Raw genomic sequence first — 17,378 nt, forward strand, 5'->3', positions numbered from 1 at the left:
GGCGCCCCCAGGTGGGCGGCCGGCCCGTGAGCCGGCCGCCCCGGATCAGTCCTCGCTCTTCGCGGACGGCAGTTTGGCCTGGATCAGTTCCATCACGGCGGGGTCGGTCAGCGTCGTCACATCGCCCAGCTCGCGGTCCTCCGCGATGTCGCGCAGCAGCCGCCGCATGATCTTGCCCGACCGCGTCTTCGGCAGTTCGTCCACCGGGAGGACGCGGCTCGGCTTGGCGATCGGACCCAGCACCTTCGCCACGTGCGACCGCAGCTCGTCGACCAGGGCCGCGTCGTCCTCGTCCGGCCGGGCACCGCCGCGCAGGATGACGAACGCGCAGATCGCCTGCGTCGTCTGCGGGTCGCTCGCGCCGACCACGGCCGCCTCGGCGATCCGGGGGTGCGAGACGAGCGCCGACTCGACCTCGGTCGTCGAGATGTTGTGGCCGGACACGAGCATCACGTCGTCCACGCGGCCGAGCAGCCAGATGTCGCCGTCGGCGTCCTTCTTCGCGCCGTCGCCCGCGAAGTACGTGCCGGGGAAGCGCGACCAGTACGTGTCGATGAAGCGCTGGTCGTCGCCCCAGACGGTGCGCAGCATCGACGGCCACGGCTCGGTCACCGTGAGGTAGCCGCCGGAGCCGTCGGGCACCTCGTTGCCCTCGTCGTCGACGACCGTCGCGCTGATGCCGGGCAGCGGCACCTGCGCGGACCCCGGCTTCGCGACCGTCACGCCCGGCAGCGGGCTGATCATCACGGATCCCGTCTCCGTCTGCCACCACGTGTCCACGACCGGCGTGCGGTCGCCGCCGATGTGCTTGCGGTACCAGATCCACGCCTCCGGGTTGATCGGCTCACCGACCGAGCCGAGGACGCGCAGGCTGGACAGGTCGAACCCGGCGGGGATGTCGTCGCCCCACTTCATGCAGGTGCGGATGGCCGTCGGCGCGGTGTACAGGAGGGTGACGCCGTACTTCTGGACGATCTCCCACCAGCGGCCGTTGTGCGGGGTGTTCGGGGTGCCCTCGTACAGGACTTCGGTGGCGCCGTTGGAGAGCGGGCCGTAGACGATGTACGAGTGGCCGGTGACCCAGCCCACGTCGGCGGTGCACCAGTACACGTCGGTCTCGGGCTTCAGGTCGAACACCGCGTGGTGCGTGAACGAGGTCTGCGTCAGGTAGCCGCCCGACGTGTGCAGGATGCCCTTCGGCTTCCCCGTGGTGCCCGACGTGTACAGGATGAACAGCGGGTGCTCGGCGTCGAACGCCTCGGGCGTGTGCTCCTCGGGCTGCCGGGCCACCAGCTCGTGCCACCAGTGGTCGCGGCCGTCGGACCAGGGGACGTCCTGCCCGGTGCGGCGCACCACGAGGACGCTGCGCACGTTCTCCGTGCCGGGGCGGGTGAGCGCCTCGTCCACGGCCGGCTTGAGGGCCGAGGGCGCGCCGCGCCGCCAGCCGCCGTCCGCCGTGACGACGACCCGGGCGTCGCCGTCGACGATGCGGGCCGCCAGCGCGTCGGCGGAGAACGCGCCGAACACCACGGAGTGCGGCGCCCCGATGCGGGCGCACGCCAGCATCGCGATCACCGTCTCCGGGATCATCGGCATGTAGATCGCGACGCGGTCGCCCGCGACGACGCCCAGCTCGGTCAGCGCGTGCGCCGCCTGTGAGACCTCGCGCTGCAGCTCGGCGTAGGTGATGGCCCGGCTGTCGCCCGGCTCGCCCTCGAAGTGGATGGCGACGCGGTCCCCGTGGCCGGCCTCGACGTGGCGGTCGACGCAGTTGTACGCGACGTTCAGCCGGCCGTCGGCGAACCACTTGGCGAACGGCGGGTTCGACCAGTCGAGGGTCTCGGTGGGCTCCGTCTCCCAGGTGAGGCGCCGCGCCTGCTCGGCCCAGAATCCCAGCCGGTCGGCGGAGGCCGCCGCATAGGCGGCGGCGGTGACATTGGCGTCAGCGGCCACCTCGGCGGGGGGCGGGAACCTCCGCTCCTCGGTCATGAGATTGGCCAGGCTCTCGTTGCTCACGACATCTCCCTTGCGGCGTCAGCTTCGTCCCCGGACCACACCCCATCAGGCGATGTCCGCTTTGACAAGGGCAACCGGCCCACAGGTGTAGACCTGTCCCGGTGAACGGTCGCGGGGCGCGGTGAACGGTCCCGGCGGCCGCTCGGACGGGCCGCCGGGACCGCTTCTTCCCACCGTGCTCAGCCGGCCACCGTCTGCGGCGCGGCCTCCGGCAGGGGCTCGACCGCGCTGAAGACGGGCACCGCGGCACCACCGCGCTCCAGGACGTACGCCTGGGCCTCGCCGACGTGGAAGTACATCCCGCGCAGTTCGAGCGTGCCGTCGGCGAGCCGCCGGGCCACGCACGCGTGGCGCGCGAGGTGGTCGAGCTGCTGCACCACATTGGTGAGGACGAGCGTCTCCAGCGCGTCGGTGGTGGGCCGCCGGTCGAGGCGGGGCGCGGAGCCGTTCCACGCGGCCATGCGCTCGACGCTCGGCCGGCCGTGCCGCAGCCACCGCTCCAGCGCGCCGCCGTCACCTCCGGTCGGGGGCTGCTGGAGCGCCTGCATGGCGCCGCAGCCGGAGTGCCCGCACACCGTGATCGTCCGCACGCCGAGGATGTCCACGGCGTACTCGATGGCGGCGGCCACCGAGTGGTCCGCGGACCCGGCGCCGGGGAGGGGGACGAGGTTGCCGACGTTCCGGACGGTGAAGAGGTCGCCGGGGCCGCTGGACGTGATCATGCTGGTGACGACCCGCGAGTCCGCGCAGGCCAGGAACAACTGGGTCGGCCGCTGGCCCTCGTGCGCGAGGCGGGCGAGCTCCCGCCGCAGCAGGGGGGCGGTGGTGCGCTGGAAGTTGCGCACGCCGCTGATGAGCTGGTCGTGGTCGCCCTCGGGGGCGTGGCCGTGTCCGTGAGCACGGGCACGGTCGTCGCCCCGCCCCCGCGTGCCGCCGGCGGACCGCTCCGTGACGCCGGAGTGCGGGGCGCCGGTGCACTGGTGGTTGCGCCAGGGCTGCCAGGGCCGGCAGTTGTGCACGGGCTCCTGCTCGCCGATGCGCTGCCCCGAGCTGCCGATGACCTCGACCTCGCCGCCCGTGGCCGTGTACGAGGTCCGCCAGTCGTGCAGCGTCTCGTAGGCGGCGTGGTCCATGAACGTGCCGTCCAGCTCGACGGTGGCCCTGCCGCGCTCGGGGATCAGCGCCAGGGTCCTGCTGAGGCGGGGCACCGCGAGGAACGTGAGCTGGCCGCGGACGCGCACGTGGTGCGCACCGTCGGCCGCGCGCTCGTGCTCGATCCGGGTGCGCGCGAGGCGGTGCAGGGCCACGCCCACGGCCACCGCCGCGCCGATCCCGACACCCTGCAGGACGCCGAGCAGCGTGACGGCGAGGCCGGTCGCCGCGTACACGAGGACCTCGCGGTGCCGGGCGATGCTGCGGATGTGCCGGACGTTCACCATCTGGACGCCGACGACCATCACGAGCGCGGCGAGCGCCGCGAGCGGGATGAACTCGATCAGCCCGACCAGCAGGCCGGCGGCGAGCACGATCCAGCAGCCGTGCAGGACGGCCGAGGCGCGCCCGGTGGCTCCGGCGGACACGTTCGTCGTGCTGCGGACGGCACCGCCCGCGATGGGCAGGCCGCCGAACAGGCCGGAGACGATGTTCGCGGTGCCCTGGCCGCGCAGCTCGCGGTCGAAGTCGGTGCGGGCGACGGGCGCTCCGCCGGAGCGCTGTCGGATCGCCGTCAGCTTGTCCATCGCCACCGCCGAGAGCAGCGACTCCACGCTGGCGACGAGGGTGACGGTGAGGACGGCGGCGAGGAGGCCGAGGACCGGTCCGTCGGGCAGCTCGGGCAGGGTGTGGCTGCTCCACGACGGCAGATCGGCCTGTTCCATCCGGAAACCGGCCGCCCGGGCCAGGAAGGTGCCGAGGATGACGGCGGCGAGCGCGGCGGGAACCGCCTTCCGCAGCGCCGTGCCGGTGCGGCCGGGCAGCCGGGGCCACAGCAGCAGGGCGCCGACGGTCACGGCGCCGACGGCGAGCGCGGCGCCGCCGGGGGAGGCGAGCTGCCGGGGGAGCGCCTGGAGGTTGGCAGCGGCGGAACTCTCCGGGCTGCCGCCCAGGACGACGTGCAACTGGGCGAGCGCGATGGTGACACCGACGCCGGCGAGCATGCCGTGCACGATCGCCGGGCTCACGACGAGGGCCGACCGGGCCGCCCTGCAGGCGGAGAGCGTGAGCTGGACGACGCCCGCGAGGGCCGTGATGGCGCAGGTGGTGCGCCAGCCGTACTGCTGGATCAGCTCGGCCGTGACGACCGTGAGGCCGCCGGCGGGGCCGCTGACCATGAGCGGTGATCCGCCGAGCGACCCGGCGACGATGCCGCCGACGGCGGCGGCCACCAGGCCGGCCTGGAGCGGGGCGCCGGTGGCGAGGGCGATGCCCAGGGCGAAGGGGAGGGCGATCAGGAAGACCGAGACCGACGCGAAGAGATCGGCCCGGCGTGGGGCGCAGGCGGACATTTCCGTCTCCGTCCGATGGCGATGGGCTGGGTATGGGCGCTTTCAAGATCCGGTAAATGAAGGGTAATGCCGCGTAAAGACCGTCTCTACCGCTCTGTCGCCATTCAGCCCTGATTTAAGCCGTATGAGTTAATTAGTCATCAAATCCGCTTGTCGTACAAACATCTCGTATGCCCCATGCGGGAGGTTGGGTGCGCGGCGATCCCCGGCCCCGGGCGCCGTGACGGCGGCGAGAGGACCTGGGATGGTGACACACGGGAATCGGGCGAATCGGGCGGCGGCGCTGGCCGTCCTCGCCCTGGTGGCGGCCGGCTGCTCCGGCGGCACGGCGACGGACGGCGCCGCCGGCGACACCCGCGGCGGCGAGAAGGCGCCCACACGGCAGCGCGAACGGGCGGAGGAGCGGCAGGAGCAGAGCGCGGTCCGGCTCATCGGCGACGGCTCGACCGCGTACACCGGCCCGCAGCCGGGCGCGCGTACGGCGGAGCCGCTCGCGCCGGGCGAGGAGCCGCCGCAGTTCGTCGTCTTCTCCTGGGACGGCGCCGGCGAGGACGGCAGCGGCCTGTTCGAGCGCTTCCGCGAACTCGGGCAGGAGTACGACGCCGACATGACGTTCTTCCTGTCCGGCCTCTACCTCCTCCCGGAGAGCGAACGGGAGCGCTACCACCCGCCCGGGCGCGCCCCCGGGGCCTCCGACATCGGCTACCTGAACGACCAGCACATCGCCGACACCCTGGAACAGGTGGCGGCCGCCTGGCGCGAGGGCAACGAGATCGGGACCCACTTCAACGGCCATTTCTGCGGCGCCGACGGCGTCGCCTCCTGGACGCCGGAGGAGTGGCGCAGCGAGATCGAGCAGGCCGTGTGGATGGTGCAGAACTGGCGCACGACCACCGGGTTCACCGACATGGACCCGCTGCCGTTCGACTACGCCGAAGAGCTCATCGGCGGCCGGACACCCTGCCTGGAGGGCCAGGACAACCTGTTGCGCGCGGCCGCCGACCTCGGCTTCCGCTACGACTCCAGCGGCAACGGTCTCCAGGTGTGGCCGGACAAGCGGCACGGGCTGTGGGACGTCCCGCTCCAGTCCGTGCCCGTGCCGGGGCACGACTTCGAGACGCTGTCGATGGACTACAACTTCATGTACAACCAGTCCGGCCCCGGGAGCGGGGACCCCGCGCGGCACGCCGAGTGGGGCGAGGAGATGCGGCAGGGCCTGATGGCGGCCTTCGACCGGGCCCTGGACGGGAACCGCGCGCCGCTCATCATCGGCAACCACTTCGAGAGCTGGAACGGCGGCGTCTACATGGACGCGGTCGAGGCCGTCATCAAGGACGTCTGCCCGCGCGACGGCGTGGAGTGCGTGTCGTTCCGGCAGCTCGTGGACTGGCTCGACGCGCAGGACCCGGCCGTGCTGGAGAAGCTGCGGACCCTGGACGTGGGCGAGGCGCCGGCCGGCGGCTGGGCGGCGTTCCTCTCCGGCGGGGACGACGGCGGCGACGGTGCGGGGGCCGGCGCGGCGCCGGAGACGGAGCCCGGGACCGAACCGGACACGGAGGCCGGCGCCACCGCCGGTACCTGAGCGGCTCAGACGGGCTGCCGGCCCCAGCCGGCGCCCGCCGGCTCGCCCAGCACGAAACCGGGGTCGACCTGCGCGGCCAGGTCGACCCCGGTGCGCTCGTTGCCCCAGCCGGCGGCGTTCTTCAGGTGGAAGTGCACCATCTGCTGGGTGTACCGCACCCAGTCGCGCCGCTCGTACGACACGTCCGCCGCCTCGTGCACGGTGCCGAGTGCCCGGCGGGCGGCCGGTTCCAGGCCGCTGAACGGCCGCGGCGCGCCGCGCTCCAGGGCGCGCACCCAGTCCGAGTGGCCGAAGGACACGAGCAGGTCGTCCCCCACCTGCTCCCGGAGGAACGCCAGGTCGTCGGGGCACTGCACCTTGTTCCCGATGACGCGGAGACCGATCCCGTAGCCCCGGGCGTAGTCGCGGTACTGGCGGTACACGGAGACGCCCTTGCGCGTCGGCTCGGCCACGAGGAACGTCATGTCGAACCGCGTGAACATGCCGGAGGCGAACGAGTCGCTCCCGGCCGTCATGTCCACCACCACGTACTCGTCCCGGCCGTCGACCAGGTGGTTCAGCAGCAGCTCCACGGCCCCGGTCTTGGAGTGGTAGCAGGCGACGCCGAGGTCGTCCGCGGTGAACGGGCCGGTCACCAGCAGGCGCGCCGTCCCGCCGCCGGTGCCGTCGAGCGGCACGGTCCTCGCGCAGGCGTCGAACACCGGGTTGTCCTCGCCGAGCCGCAGCAGCCGTGATCCCTCGCCGGGCGGCGTCGTCTTGATCATGGTCGCGGCCGACTGGATGCGCGGATTGTCCCCGCGCAGGTGGTCCTTGAGGAACGGCAGGTGCCCGCCGAGCGGGGGGACGGCGGCCGCGGCCTCCTCCGACAGGCCGAGGGCCACGCCGAAATGCTGGTTGATGTCGGCGTCCACGGCCGTCACGGGAACGCTCCGCGCGGCCAGATGGCGGACGAACAGCGAGGACAGCGTCGTCTTGCCGCTGCCCCCCTTGCCAACGAAAGCGATCTTCATGTTCAAGAGCGTAGCCGTGGGCCGTGCCCCGGCCGGACGCCCGTCCGGGCAAGTGCACTCCATCGTGTGACGGCGGCCCGCTGGACCGGGCCTAGGCTCGGTGCTATGAACGCCGACACACCGTCCGACCCGCTGGCCCCCCTCGGCGACCTGCCCGGCGTGGCCGCCGCCGTCGCGTCCGTCCGCGCGGCCGTCGACCGGGTCCACGGACACCGCGTCATGCGCCGCCGCAGCCCCGAGGTCGCCGCCGAGTCCGCGCTGCGCGGCGCCCGCGCGTCGGCCGCGCTCGACGGGGCCGACTGGGCGCTCGAAGAGGTCCGCAGACGCAGCGACTTCGGCGCGGACGACGCGGCGCGGACCGTCGGCGCCGCGCTGCGCCTCACCGGGGAGGCGGGGCAGGCGCTCGACGTCTGGCGGGTCTCGCCGCTGCGTGTCCTCGCACGGCTGCACCTGCTCGCGGCGGGCGACGCGCGGGCGTCGGTCGGCAGGCCGAGGACCGGCGGCGAACCGGTGGACGAGCCCGCCCTCGCCGGCCTCGGCGTGCCGGTGCCGCCGCCGGACGAGGTCGCCGCGCGCCTCGACGCGCTCGGCCGTCTCGTCGTCGCCGGCACCCGGGCGCCCGCGCTCGTGCAGGCCGCCGTGGTGCACGGCGAGCTGCTCGCGCTGCGGCCCTTCACCTCGTACAACGGGCAGGTCGCGCGGGCGGCGCAGCGGATCGTGCTGGTCGCCGCCGGCCTCGACCCGAAGGGGGCCGTACCGACCGAGGTGGGCCACGCGGAGGAGGGGCGTGACGCCTACCTGGCGGCCCTCGCCGGCTACGCCACCGGCACGCCCGGGGGCGTCGCCGAGTGGATCGCGCACTGCGGGCGCGCCGCGGAGCTGGGGGCGCGGGAGTCCGTGGCGGTGTGCGAGGCCCTGCAGCGCGGCGCGTGAACCCGGGCGCGTGCCCCCGGGGTCAGGGGCGCGTGGCGGTGAGGGCGCGCGCCGTGCGGCGCCGGCTCGCGTACCAGACGAACCCCGCGGCGCACGCGGCGGCGGCCACGGCGGCGCCGACGGCGAGGGCGGGGCGCGGCGGCAGGGACGGCACGCGCTGCTTGAGACGCACGGGGCGCTCGAACGTCAGCACGGGCCACTCGCGGGCCAGCGCCTCCCGGCGCAGGGCGCGGTCGGGGTTGACGGCGTGGGGGTGGCCGACCGACTCCAGCATCGGGATGTCGGTGACGGAGTCGCTGTACGCGTAGCAGCGGTCCAGGTCGTAGCCCTCCGATGCGGCGAGGCCCGCGATGGCCTCCGCCTTGGTCGGGCCGTAGGCGTAGTACTCGACCTCGCCGGTGTAGCGGCCGTCCTCGACGACCATGCGGGTGGCGACGACGCGGTCGGCGCCGAGGAGTTCGCCGATGGGCTCGACCAGCTCGGAGCCGGACGAGCTGACGATGACGACGTCCCGGCCGGCGGCGTGGTGCCGTTCGATCAGGGAGGCGGCCTCGTCGTAGATGATCGGGTCGATCACCTGGTGCAGGGTCTCGGCGACGATCTCCTTGACCTGCTGGACGTTCCACCCGCGGCAGAGCGCGGACAGGTACTCCCGCATGCGCTCCATCTGGTCGTGGTCGGCGCCGCCGACCAGGTAGACGAACTGCGCGTACGCGGTGCGCAGTACGGCACGCCGGTTGATGAGGCCGCCCTGGTAGAAGTGCCTGCTGAAGGTGAAGGTGCTCGACTTCGCGATGACGGTCTTGTCGAGGTCGAAGAAGGCGGCGGTACGTGGCCGGGGCAGGATTTCCACGTGCCGAGCATAAAGGGCCGCCATTCGGCGTACGCTGGTGGTGTTGGGTTTGCTTGAGAAGCCTCTCGGGTACACCATGGAAGTCACGGATCGTTCGCGACCGTGCTAACCCGGTCCGACTCCTCCCCCCCCGAGTCGGCCGAGGAAGACGACCCCCGCTCTCCCCCCGGCGGGGGTCGTCGCATGTCCAGGGGCATTTCCGACACCGTGTGGGTGCCACCGGTGCGCCGCGTGCCGTAGCCGGGTGGGTGCCCGAGGGTGCCACTGCCCCCCTCGGGCGTGACCGAGAGTAGCCGATGGGAACACCCGTGGGGGCTTTCGCTCTGTGATGTCACTGAAACGGGTGACGGAGTTTTCCACAGGGGCGGAGTTATCCACAGATTTTGCCCGTGATCCCCGAAACGTGCGGGCGACCGGCACCGTAATGGCCATCACTTTCGCTGCGGTCGGCGACCGGCCGGACGCGCAGCGCGAAGTCGAAGTGCCAAACGGTTGATCGGTTTACACGGGTTGAACGGGGATCGGGGACATGACCGAATCCATTCTGATTTTCACCGAGGACGACGGGACGCTCGACGACCTGCTGCGGCTGTGCGCCGCGGCCGGCGCCGAACCGGAGGTGGTCCACGGCGGCACGGTGCCGGCCGGGCGGTGGGAGCGCGCGCCGCTCGTCCTGCTCGGGGACGACCGCGCCCTCGCCCGGCCCGGGCCGGAACAGTGGCCCGGGCGCCGGCCCGGTGTGGTGCTGGTCGGACGCGATCTCGACGACCACACCGTGTGGGAACGGGGGCTCGCGCTCGGCGTCGAGCAGGTCGTCCACCTCCCGGGCGACGAGCCCTGGCTCGCCGAGCGCATCGCCGAGGCCGTCGAACCGGGCGCGCCCGCGCCTGCCGTCGGCGTCATCGGCGGCCGGGGCGGCGCCGGCGCCTCCACCCTCGCCTGCGCGCTGGCCGTCACCGCCGCCGCGACGGGGCTGCGGACCACACTGATCGACTGCGATCCGCTCGGCGGCGGCCTCGACGTGGTGCTCGGCAGCGAGGGCGCGGCGGGACCGCGCTGGCCGGCGCTGCTCTCCGCACGCGGCAGGCTGCCCGGCCGCGTGCTGGACGAGTCGCTGCCCCGGGCGCACGGAGTGCGGCTCCTCAGCTGGGACCGCTCGGACGCGGCGCCGCTGTCCGCCGACGCCATGCGGTCCGTCCTTGCCGCCGCACGGCGCGGCGGCGGCCTCGTCGTCCTCGACCTCCCCAGGACCGCGGACGAGGCGGCCCACGCTGCCCTCACCCAGCTCGACCTCGGACTGCTCGTCGTGCCGGGCGACCTGCGGGCGCTGGCCGCCGCGCGGCGCGTGATCGCGACCACGGGCTCCCGCGTGCGGGACCTGCGGATCGTGGCCCGCCCGGGCGCCGGCCACGGCCTCACGGGCGAGGAGCTGAGCCGGCTGCTCGATCTCCCGCTCGCCGGGGAGCTGCCCGACGAGCCCGGGCTCGCCGCCGCGGCGGAACGGGGCGATCCACCGGGCCGTCACACCCGCGGCGTCCTCGCCCGCTTCTGCACCGCCCTGCTGAACCGCAGCACGGTCGCCGCGGAGGTGGCCGCGTGAACGCCGTCACCCCGAACCCTGGCGTCGGTTCCCTCGACGCCGCCGAACTGCGGGACCTGCTCGACGGCGTCCGGCTGCGCCTCGCCGCAGCGGGCGACGACCCGACGCCCGGCCGTGTCGCCGCGGCGCTCAGGGCGCAGGGCAGGCTGCTCGGCGACAGCGCCGTCCTGTCCGTCGTCCGCGCCCTGCGCTCCGAGCTGGTCGGCGCAGGCCCCCTCCAATCCCTGCTCGCCGAGCCGGAGGTGACGGACGTCCTGGTCAACGGACCCGACGAGGTATGGGTCGACCGGGGCCACGGCCTGGAGCGGACCGGCGTCCGCTTCCCGGACGCCGCCGAGATCCGGCGGCTCGCGCAGCGGCTCGCGGCCGCGGCCGGCCGCCGTCTCGACGACGCGAGGCCCTGGGCCGACATCCGGCTGCCCGACGGCACCCGCATGCACGCGGTGCTGCCGCCCGTCGTCGTCGGCCCGCCGTGCCTGTCACTGCGCGTCGTGCGGCCCAGGGCCTTCTCACTGGACGAGCTGACGGCGGCGGGCACCGTGCCGCCCGGCGGCGCGTCCCTGCTGCGGACCCTCGTCGCGGCCCGGCTGTCGTTCCTCGTGACCGGCGGCACCGGGTCCGGCAAGAGCACCCTGCTCGCCGGTCTCCTCGGCCTCGCCGGGCCGGACGAACGCATCGTCCTGGTCGAGGACTCCGCCGAACTGCGGCCCGCCCACCCCCACGTCGTCCGTCTGGAGACCCGGCCGGCCAATCAGGAGGGAGCCGGCCGGATCGCCCTGCGCGACCTCGTGCGGCAGGCGCTGCGCATGCGCCCGGACCGCCTGGTGGTCGGCGAGTGCCGAGGCCCGGAGGTGCTCGACCTGCTCAGCGCCCTCAACACGGGGCACGGCGGCTGCGGCACCCTGCACGCCAACGCCGCGGCCGACGTGCCGGCGCGCCTCGAAGCGCTCGGCAGCACCGCGGGACTGCCCCGGGCCGCACTGCACAGCCAGGTCGCCGCCGCCCTCTCCGTGGTCATCCACCTGGCCAGGGACCGGACCTCGGGGCGGCGCAGGATCGCCGAGATCCATGTGTTCCAGCAGGACGCGGACGGGCTCGTCGGGACGGTGCCCGCTGCGCGCTGGGGCGTGGACGGGTTCGTCCGCGAGGCGGGCTGGGCACGGCTCGCCGAACTGTGCGCACGGGCGGGTGAGGCGCTGTGACCGCCCTGACCGCACAGCTCCCCCACCTCACGGCCGCCCTGTGCGTCGGCGCGGGCGCCTGGCTGCTCGCCGACGGGCCGCCGTCCCGCCGGGCACTGCTGCTCGGCCCGGTGAGCGGCCCGCCGTACGGGTGGCGCACCCGGGGCACCGGCCTGTGGCGACGCCGGTGGGCGCGCCGGTCACCGCCAGGCGGTCTCGATGCCCGCGAACGGCGGCTCGCGCTCGGCTGCGTGGCGGCGGGCATGCTGCTCGCGCTGTGGGGCCGATCGGTCCTGCCCCTGCCCATGGGCGCCGCGCTCGTGCCGCTCGCCGTCCGCCTCCGGCGGCGGCGCGCGGACCGGCGTGCTGCCGACCTGCGGCGCAAGGGTGTCGTCACCTTCTGCGCGTCCCTGGCGGGCGAGGTCAGGGCGGGGCACCCGCCCGCCCGCGCCCTGATCACGGCGGCGTCCGACGGGCTGGCGGACGAGGCCGAGGCCGTCCGGGCCGCCGCCCACTACGGCGGCGACATCCCGGAGGCGCTCCGCCGTGCCGCCGAGCGGCCGGGTGCCGAGGGGCTGCGCGGGGTCGTCGCCTGCTGGCAGGTTGCGGTCGACGGCGGCGCGTCGCTCGCCGGCGGCCTCGAAAAGGTCGCCGAGACGCTGCGCGCTGAACAGGCGCAGCGCGAGGAGCTCAGGGCGCAGCTCGCCGGCCCGCGCGCGACGGCGTTCATGCTCGCCGTACTGCCCGTCCTCGGGATCCTGCTCGGCGCGGCCCTCGGCGTGCGGCCCCTGGAGATCCTGCTCCACACCCCGCTCGGTCTCGGCTGCCTGCTGGCCGGCGCGGCTCTGGAGTGGGCCGGGATCGCCTGGGTCGCGGCCATCGTCCGCCGCGCGGAACGGGTGGCGTCGTGACCGGGCATGCGGCACAGGCCGCCGCGACCGTCGTGGCGGCCGCCGTCCTCACCGTCTCGGTGTCCGCCCTCGCGGGCACGGCCGTCCGCGCGCTCCGCGGCCACCGGCTCCGCGTACGCGTCGGGGCGCTGGACGGCGAGCGCAGGCCCCCGCTCCTGCGGGGCGTCGTCGACCGGCTGCGCCGGGACCGGGAACGGCCCGATCCGGCGCTGCCGCTGGCCACCGGACTCCTGGCCGCCTGCCTCGCGGCGGGCGCGGCCCCCGGCACCGCGGCCGGGGCGGTCGGCGCGGCCCTCGACGGGCCGCTCGACGGGCCGGTCGGCGACCGGCTGCGGACCGCGTGCGCCGAGCTCCGGCTCGGCGGCGATCCGGCCGCCGTGTGGCGGCGGTTCAGCCGGTTGCGCGGTGCCGCCGGGCTGGCCCGGCGCCTGGAGACCGCGGACACCGGCGGCGTGCCGGTCGCCGAGACCGTCACGGCCGAGGCGGCCGCGGGCCGGGAGCGGCGCGGCCGCGCGGCCCAGGCCGCCGCCCGGCGGGCGGCCGTGCTGGTGACCGGCCCGCTGGGCCTCTGCTTCCTTCCCGCTTTTCTGCTCATCGGTGTGGTGCCCGTCGTCATCGGGCTGACAAAGGAGTTGCTGTGACCATCCGTCCTTCCGTGAAGACCCGTCCCACCACCCGGGGACTCGCCCGGCCGCGTCTCCTCCGCTCCCGCTCATCGCTGCCTCCTCTGCCCACCCGCTTCAGGCAGGCACGGGACGCCGGTATGAGCACGGCGGAGTACGCCGTCGGGACGATCGCGGCCGCCGCACTGGCCACCGTCCTCTACCAGGTCGTCACCTCGGGGGCGGTGAGCGATGCGCTGCTGGGACTGGTCGAGCGGGCGCTCGACGCGCAGCTCTGACCGCGGCTATGTCACGGCCGAGACGGCGATCGTCGCCCCTGCGCTCGTCCTCCTGCTCGGCGCGCTGCTGTGGGGGCTCGGGGCGGTGCTCACCCAGCTCCAGTGCGGCGACGCGGCCCGTGCCGGTGCCCGGGCCGCGGCGCGCGGGGAGTCCCGGGCCGATGTGACCGCGGCCGCGCGTTCCGTCGCTCCCGGGAGCGCCCGGATCACGGTGTCGCTGGACGGCGGGCTCTACCGGGTGCGCGTCGCGGCGGGCGCGCCGGGTCCCGGCGTTCTGGACCTGGAGGTCACGGGGGAGGCGGTGGCCCGTGCCGAAGCGGGATGACCGGCAGCCGGACGACCGGGGCTCGGCGACCGTCCTCGCCCTGGCCTGCGGGACGCTGCTGTGCCTGGTGTTCGGTGTCGTGCTCGCCCTCGGACAGGTCACGGCCGCCCGTCAGCGGGCGGCCGGGGCCGCCGATCTCGCGGCACTCGCCGCCGCCGACGCGGCTCTGACCGGCGCCGAGCGCGCCTGCGCTCTCGCACAGCAGGTCGCGGAGGCCCAGGGTGCCTGGCTGATCCGCTGTCACGTGGCGGGAGAGATCGCCGACCTCACCGCCGAGGCGGCGGCCGGGCCGTGGCGCACCAGCGCCCGTGCCCGGGCCGGCCCGGCCGCGCCGGACCCCGCCGGACCGTCCGGCGCGGCCGGGACCGACGGTGCCGGACACCGCGCGGGGAGCGATGACCGGTCCGGCTCCCGTCCGGCTGTCCGCAGTGCGGGGCGGGCGCCGCGTGCCCCCACGTGGAGGGCGCTCGGCGGCACGCATCGGCACGGCTCGCGGGCTGGGCTCCCCGGCCACTCCGCTGGCGCCGGGACTGCGGGCGGGGCCGAGGACGGTGTGGCCCCGTCGACCGGGCGACCCGGGCAGCCGGGAGCCGCTCGGACACCCCGCTCGGGGGCGGCCGGCGGAGGCGGTCTCGGACCCTCGTGCGAGGGCCGCGTGGGCGGCACCCCTCGGGCGTCTCCTCCCGGCAGGGTTCCGGGGGCGGTCTGTCCGGAGCGGGGTCACCCGTGCGAGGGGCGTGCGGATGTTGCCGGGGCGCCTCGTGCGGGCACCTGGGGACCCCGTTCCCGTGTCGCGATGCTGGGCGCGCCCAGGGGCGTCGGTCCTGTCCGCCCGTGCGAGCGACGTCCGGGCAGCGGCTGGGCAGTTCGTGCCAGTAGCTTCCGGCCCCGCTCCCACGCGGCTGCGTCCGCCGGGTGCCCCGAGACGCAGGACCCGTGCGCGGGCGCCCGGGGCTGCCGCGTCTGTTCGGCGGGCTCGGGGGCGGCCGGGGGAGGCGGCCTCGGTCACCCGCGCGTGGGGCGTGTCGGCAGCGACGGGTCACCCCGTGCGGGTGCCCGGGGCGCCGCGCAGCAGTTCCGTGAGGAGGCGGACGGCACCGGGCTTGTGAAGAGGATCATTGCCGTTGCCGCATTTGGGCGACTGGACGCAGGACGGGCAGCCCGCGTCGCACTCGCAGGCGGCGATCGCGTCCCGCGTCGCGGTCAGCCACTCCGCGGCGGTGTGGAACGCCCGCTCGGCGAAGCCGGCACCCCCCGGATGGCCGTCGTGCACGAAGACCGTCGGCAGGAGGGTGTCCGGGTGCAGGGCGGTCGAGACCCCGCCGATGTCCCACCGGTCGCATGTCGCGAACAGCGGCAGCATCCCGATCGCCGCGTGCTCGGCGGCGTGCAGCGCGCCGGGCAGGATCTCCGGGGTGACGCCGGCGGCGTCGAGCCGGTCGTCGGTCATCGTCCACCACACCGCACGCGTGCGCAGCGTCCGGGGCGGGAGATCGAGCCGTGTCTCCCCGAGGACCTCGCCGCTCACCAGCCTGCGGCGCAGGTAGGACACCACCTGGTGGGTGACCTCGACCGAGCCGTGGCACAGCCGGGCCTCGCCCCAGGGCACCTCGGTGTCGGTGGTGAGCACGGACAGCTCGGTCACCTCGCGGGCCGACGTGGACCACGGCGGCGCGGCCTCGTCCACCAGGGCGACCGACGCGTCGAGGTCCAGCTCCCGCACGACATAGCTGCGCCCCTGGTGCAGGTGGACGGCCCCGTCGTGGACCGTGCCGTGCGCCGCAGCGGCGTCCACGGTGCCGAGGAGCGCCCCCGTACCCGCCTCCACGATCCGCACCGGGTCGCCGCCCGTCCCGCGGATGTCGACCAGGTCGGCGGGCCGCTCCCGGCGCGTCCAGAACCATTGCGCGCCCCTGCGGCGGAGCATGCCGCGGTCGGCCAGCTTGTCCGGCAGCCCGGCGGCGGCCGGATCGAACAGGCCGGCGGTGGCGTCGAAGTCCGCTGCGCACAGCGGCAGCTCGGCCGCGGCGGCACACAGGTGCGGTGCGAGGACGTACGGGTTGCCCGGGTCGAGGACGGTCGTCTCCACCGGCCGGCGGAAGAGCGCGTCGGGGTGGTGCACCAGATAGGTGTCCAGCGGGTCGTCACGGGCCACGAGGACCGCCAGCGCGCCCTGCCCGCGGCGCCCCGCCCGCCCCGCCTGCTGCCACAGCGAGGCCCTGGTGCCGGGATAGCCGGCCAGCAGGACGGCGTCGAGGCCCGCGATGTCCACGCCCAGCTCCAGGGCGGACGTGGCGGCGAGCCCGACGAGTTCGCCGTCGTGCAGGGCGCGTTCGAGGGCGCGGCGCTCCTCGGGGAGGTAGCCGCCCCGGTAGGCGGCCACGCTGCCGGCCGGCGCACGGCCGGTCTCGGACAGGCGCTCCCGCGCGATCAGGGAGACCAGCTCGGCGCCGCGCCGCGAGCGGACGAACGCCACCGTGCGCACGCCCTGGGCCGTCAGCGCGGTGAGCAGTTCGGCCGTCTCGGCGGTCGCGGTCCGCCGGACGGGGGCGCCGCGCTCCCCGCGCGCCTCGGTGAGCGGCGGCTCCCACAGGGCGAAGACCAGCTCGCCGCGCGGCGATGTGTCCTCCGTCACCTCGGTCACCGGCACGCCGGTGAGCCGGGCCGCCGAGACGGCCGGCTCGGCCGTCGTCGCCGAGGCGAGGAGGAAGACCGGCTCGGCGCCGTAGTGCGCGCAGACCCGGCGCAGACGGCGCAGGACCTGTGCCACGTGCGACCCGAAGACGCCCCGGTAGACGTGGCACTCGTCCACCACGACGTAGCGCAGCGCCCGGAAGAACGCGGCCCACCGGCGGTGGCCGGGCAGGAGCCCCCTGTGCAGCATGTCGGGGTTGGTGAGCAGCAGGTTCGCGTGGTCGCGCGCCCAGGCCCTGGCCTCGGGCGGGGTGTCGCCGTCGTGCACGGCGGGGCGGATCGCGGTGCCGAGCGGCGCGGCGAGGGCGCGCACCGCCCGGAGCTGGTCGGCGGCGAGGGCCTTCGTCGGGGCCAGGTAGAGCGCGGTCGCGCCCCGCCGGCCGGGGCCGCCGTCGCCGTCGAGGAGCGCGCTGAGCACGGGCAACTGGTACGTGAGGGACTTGCCCGACGCGGTGCCCGTGGCCACGACGACGGACTCGCCGTCCAGCGCGTGGGCCATCGCCCGGGCCTGGTGCTCCCACGGACGGTCGACACCCGCGGCGCGCGCCGCGGCGATCACCTCCGGCCGTATCCGCGCGTTCCCGTCCGCCCCGCGCGCCCCGTGATCTCCCCCCGGCCAGGCGGCATGACGACCCGCCCGGGCGGGAACGTGCTCGGCGTGGGTGAGGCGCGCCGCCCGGTCCTGCCGGGCGTCCAGGCGTTCGAGCACAGCCCGTGGCGACAGGCGGTCGGGGGCGTCGGCTTCGTGGGACATCGGCTTCGAGTCTGTCACTGGTCCGACGGACAATGGCTGCAAGTCGTCGTCCCGGGCAGCAGGTAAGTGGTTGAATGCCCTGGCGGCTGCCGATCCATGGGGGGCGACCGCTCG

The 17,378-nt window shown here is 75.3% G+C and carries 13 protein-coding genes and 1 pseudogene; 9 read left to right on the plus strand and 5 right to left on the minus strand.

Features of this window, described 5'->3' with window-relative positions:
* Positions 1-45: 45 nt before the first annotated feature.
* Both acs and EMA09_RS15170 read right to left on the minus strand, forming a co-directional pair.
* The gene (gene acs, locus EMA09_RS15165; RefSeq protein ID WP_129841566.1) at positions 46-2,016 is read right to left on the minus strand and encodes an acetate--CoA ligase; all 1,971 of its coding nucleotides are present in this window, start codon (positions 2,014-2,016) and stop codon (positions 46-48) included.
* Positions 2,017-2,195: 179 nt separating this feature from the next.
* The gene (locus EMA09_RS15170) at positions 2,196-4,520 is read right to left on the minus strand and encodes a bifunctional SulP family inorganic anion transporter/carbonic anhydrase (RefSeq protein ID WP_129841567.1); all 2,325 of its coding nucleotides are present in this window, start codon (positions 4,518-4,520) and stop codon (positions 2,196-2,198) included.
* Positions 4,521-4,764: 244 nt separating this feature from the next.
* Between EMA09_RS15170 and EMA09_RS15175 the strand changes: the two genes are divergently transcribed.
* Positions 4,765-6,102 (plus strand): hypothetical protein, encoded by a 1,338-nt coding sequence (locus EMA09_RS15175; RefSeq protein WP_129841568.1) that lies wholly within the window; start codon positions 4,765-4,767, stop codon positions 6,100-6,102.
* A 5-nt stretch (positions 6,103-6,107) separates the two neighbouring features.
* Here the strand turns inward: EMA09_RS15175 and EMA09_RS15180 are convergent, their stop codons facing one another.
* Positions 6,108-7,112 (minus strand): ATP-binding protein, encoded by a 1,005-nt coding sequence (locus EMA09_RS15180; RefSeq protein WP_129841569.1) that lies wholly within the window; start codon positions 7,110-7,112, stop codon positions 6,108-6,110.
* Between the two features lie 105 nt (positions 7,113-7,217).
* Between EMA09_RS15180 and EMA09_RS15185 the strand changes: the two genes are divergently transcribed.
* Positions 7,218-8,045 carry a Fic family protein gene (locus EMA09_RS15185; RefSeq protein ID WP_129841570.1) on the plus strand — a complete coding sequence of 276 codons (828 nt, stop codon included), beginning with the start codon at positions 7,218-7,220 and terminating at the stop codon, positions 8,043-8,045.
* Between the two features lie 22 nt (positions 8,046-8,067).
* Here the strand turns inward: EMA09_RS15185 and EMA09_RS15190 are convergent, their stop codons facing one another.
* Positions 8,068-8,898, minus strand: coding sequence for an HAD family hydrolase (locus EMA09_RS15190; protein WP_240796407.1), 831 nt, complete (start codon positions 8,896-8,898; stop codon positions 8,068-8,070).
* 529 nt (positions 8,899-9,427) lie between these two features.
* Here EMA09_RS15190 and ssd point away from each other — a divergent pair.
* From ssd to EMA09_RS15225, 7 genes and pseudogenes are all read left to right on the plus strand, one after another.
* Entirely contained in the window at positions 9,428-10,498 is a 1,071-nt protein-coding gene (gene ssd, locus EMA09_RS15195) for a septum site-determining protein Ssd (RefSeq protein WP_129841572.1), read from the plus strand.
* Positions 10,495-11,700: a TadA family conjugal transfer-associated ATPase gene (locus EMA09_RS15200; RefSeq protein WP_129841573.1), complete on the plus strand. Its 1,206-nt coding sequence runs from the start codon at positions 10,495-10,497 to the stop codon at positions 11,698-11,700. Before ssd ends, EMA09_RS15200 begins: the two co-directional genes overlap by 4 nt.
* Positions 11,697-12,590 (plus strand): type II secretion system F family protein, encoded by an 894-nt coding sequence (locus tag EMA09_RS15205; protein ID WP_129841574.1) that lies wholly within the window; start codon positions 11,697-11,699, stop codon positions 12,588-12,590. The genes EMA09_RS15200 and EMA09_RS15205 overlap by 4 nt, the downstream gene beginning before the upstream one ends.
* Complete coding sequence (locus EMA09_RS15210) at positions 12,587-13,231, plus strand: type II secretion system F family protein (protein WP_240796408.1); 645 nt, start codon at positions 12,587-12,589, stop codon at positions 13,229-13,231. Before EMA09_RS15205 ends, EMA09_RS15210 begins: the two co-directional genes overlap by 4 nt.
* Positions 13,232-13,353: 122 nt before the next feature.
* Positions 13,354-13,491 (plus strand): DUF4244 domain-containing protein, encoded by a 138-nt coding sequence (locus EMA09_RS28995; protein WP_129841576.1) that lies wholly within the window; start codon positions 13,354-13,356, stop codon positions 13,489-13,491.
* Positions 13,445-13,816: a TadE family type IV pilus minor pilin gene (locus EMA09_RS15220; protein WP_129841577.1), complete on the plus strand. Its 372-nt coding sequence runs from the start codon at positions 13,445-13,447 to the stop codon at positions 13,814-13,816. The genes EMA09_RS28995 and EMA09_RS15220 overlap by 47 nt, the downstream gene beginning before the upstream one ends.
* Positions 13,817-13,883: 67 nt before the next feature.
* Positions 13,884-14,081: pseudogene (locus EMA09_RS15225) on the plus strand (Rv3654c family TadE-like protein); the annotation flags it as partial.
* A 774-nt stretch (positions 14,082-14,855) separates the two neighbouring features.
* On the opposite strand, the gene EMA09_RS15230 reads toward EMA09_RS15225, so the two are convergent.
* Positions 14,856-17,264, minus strand: a complete 2,409-nt coding sequence (locus tag EMA09_RS15230) for a DEAD/DEAH box helicase (protein ID WP_129841578.1) — start codon at positions 17,262-17,264, stop codon at positions 14,856-14,858.
* Positions 17,265-17,378: the final 114 nt, after the last annotated feature.

Origin of the sequence: Streptomyces sp. RFCAC02, from assembly GCF_004193175.1 — a bacterium.
Classification (GTDB): domain Bacteria; phylum Actinomycetota; class Actinomycetes; order Streptomycetales; family Streptomycetaceae; genus Streptomyces.

Bases quoted from the DNA above. Each gene is read 5' to 3' on its own strand.
- EMA09_RS15170 (WP_129841567.1), bottom strand. From the start codon at position 4,520: ATGTCCGCCTGCGCCCCACGCCGGGCCGATCTCTTCGCGTCGGTCTCG.
- EMA09_RS15175 (WP_129841568.1), top strand. From the start codon at position 4,765: ATGGTGACACACGGGAATCGGGCGAATCGGGCGGCGGCGCTGGCCGTC.
- EMA09_RS15180 (WP_129841569.1), bottom strand. From the start codon at position 7,112: ATGAAGATCGCTTTCGTTGGCAAGGGGGGCAGCGGCAAGACGACGCTG.
- EMA09_RS15185 (WP_129841570.1), top strand. From the start codon at position 7,218: ATGAACGCCGACACACCGTCCGACCCGCTGGCCCCCCTCGGCGACCTG.
- ssd (WP_129841572.1), top strand. From the start codon at position 9,428: ATGACCGAATCCATTCTGATTTTCACCGAGGACGACGGGACGCTCGAC.
- EMA09_RS28995 (WP_129841576.1), top strand. From the start codon at position 13,354: ATGAGCACGGCGGAGTACGCCGTCGGGACGATCGCGGCCGCCGCACTG.
- EMA09_RS15220 (WP_129841577.1), top strand. From the start codon at position 13,445: ATGCGCTGCTGGGACTGGTCGAGCGGGCGCTCGACGCGCAGCTCTGAC.
- EMA09_RS15230 (WP_129841578.1), bottom strand. From the start codon at position 17,264: ATGTCCCACGAAGCCGACGCCCCCGACCGCCTGTCGCCACGGGCTGTG.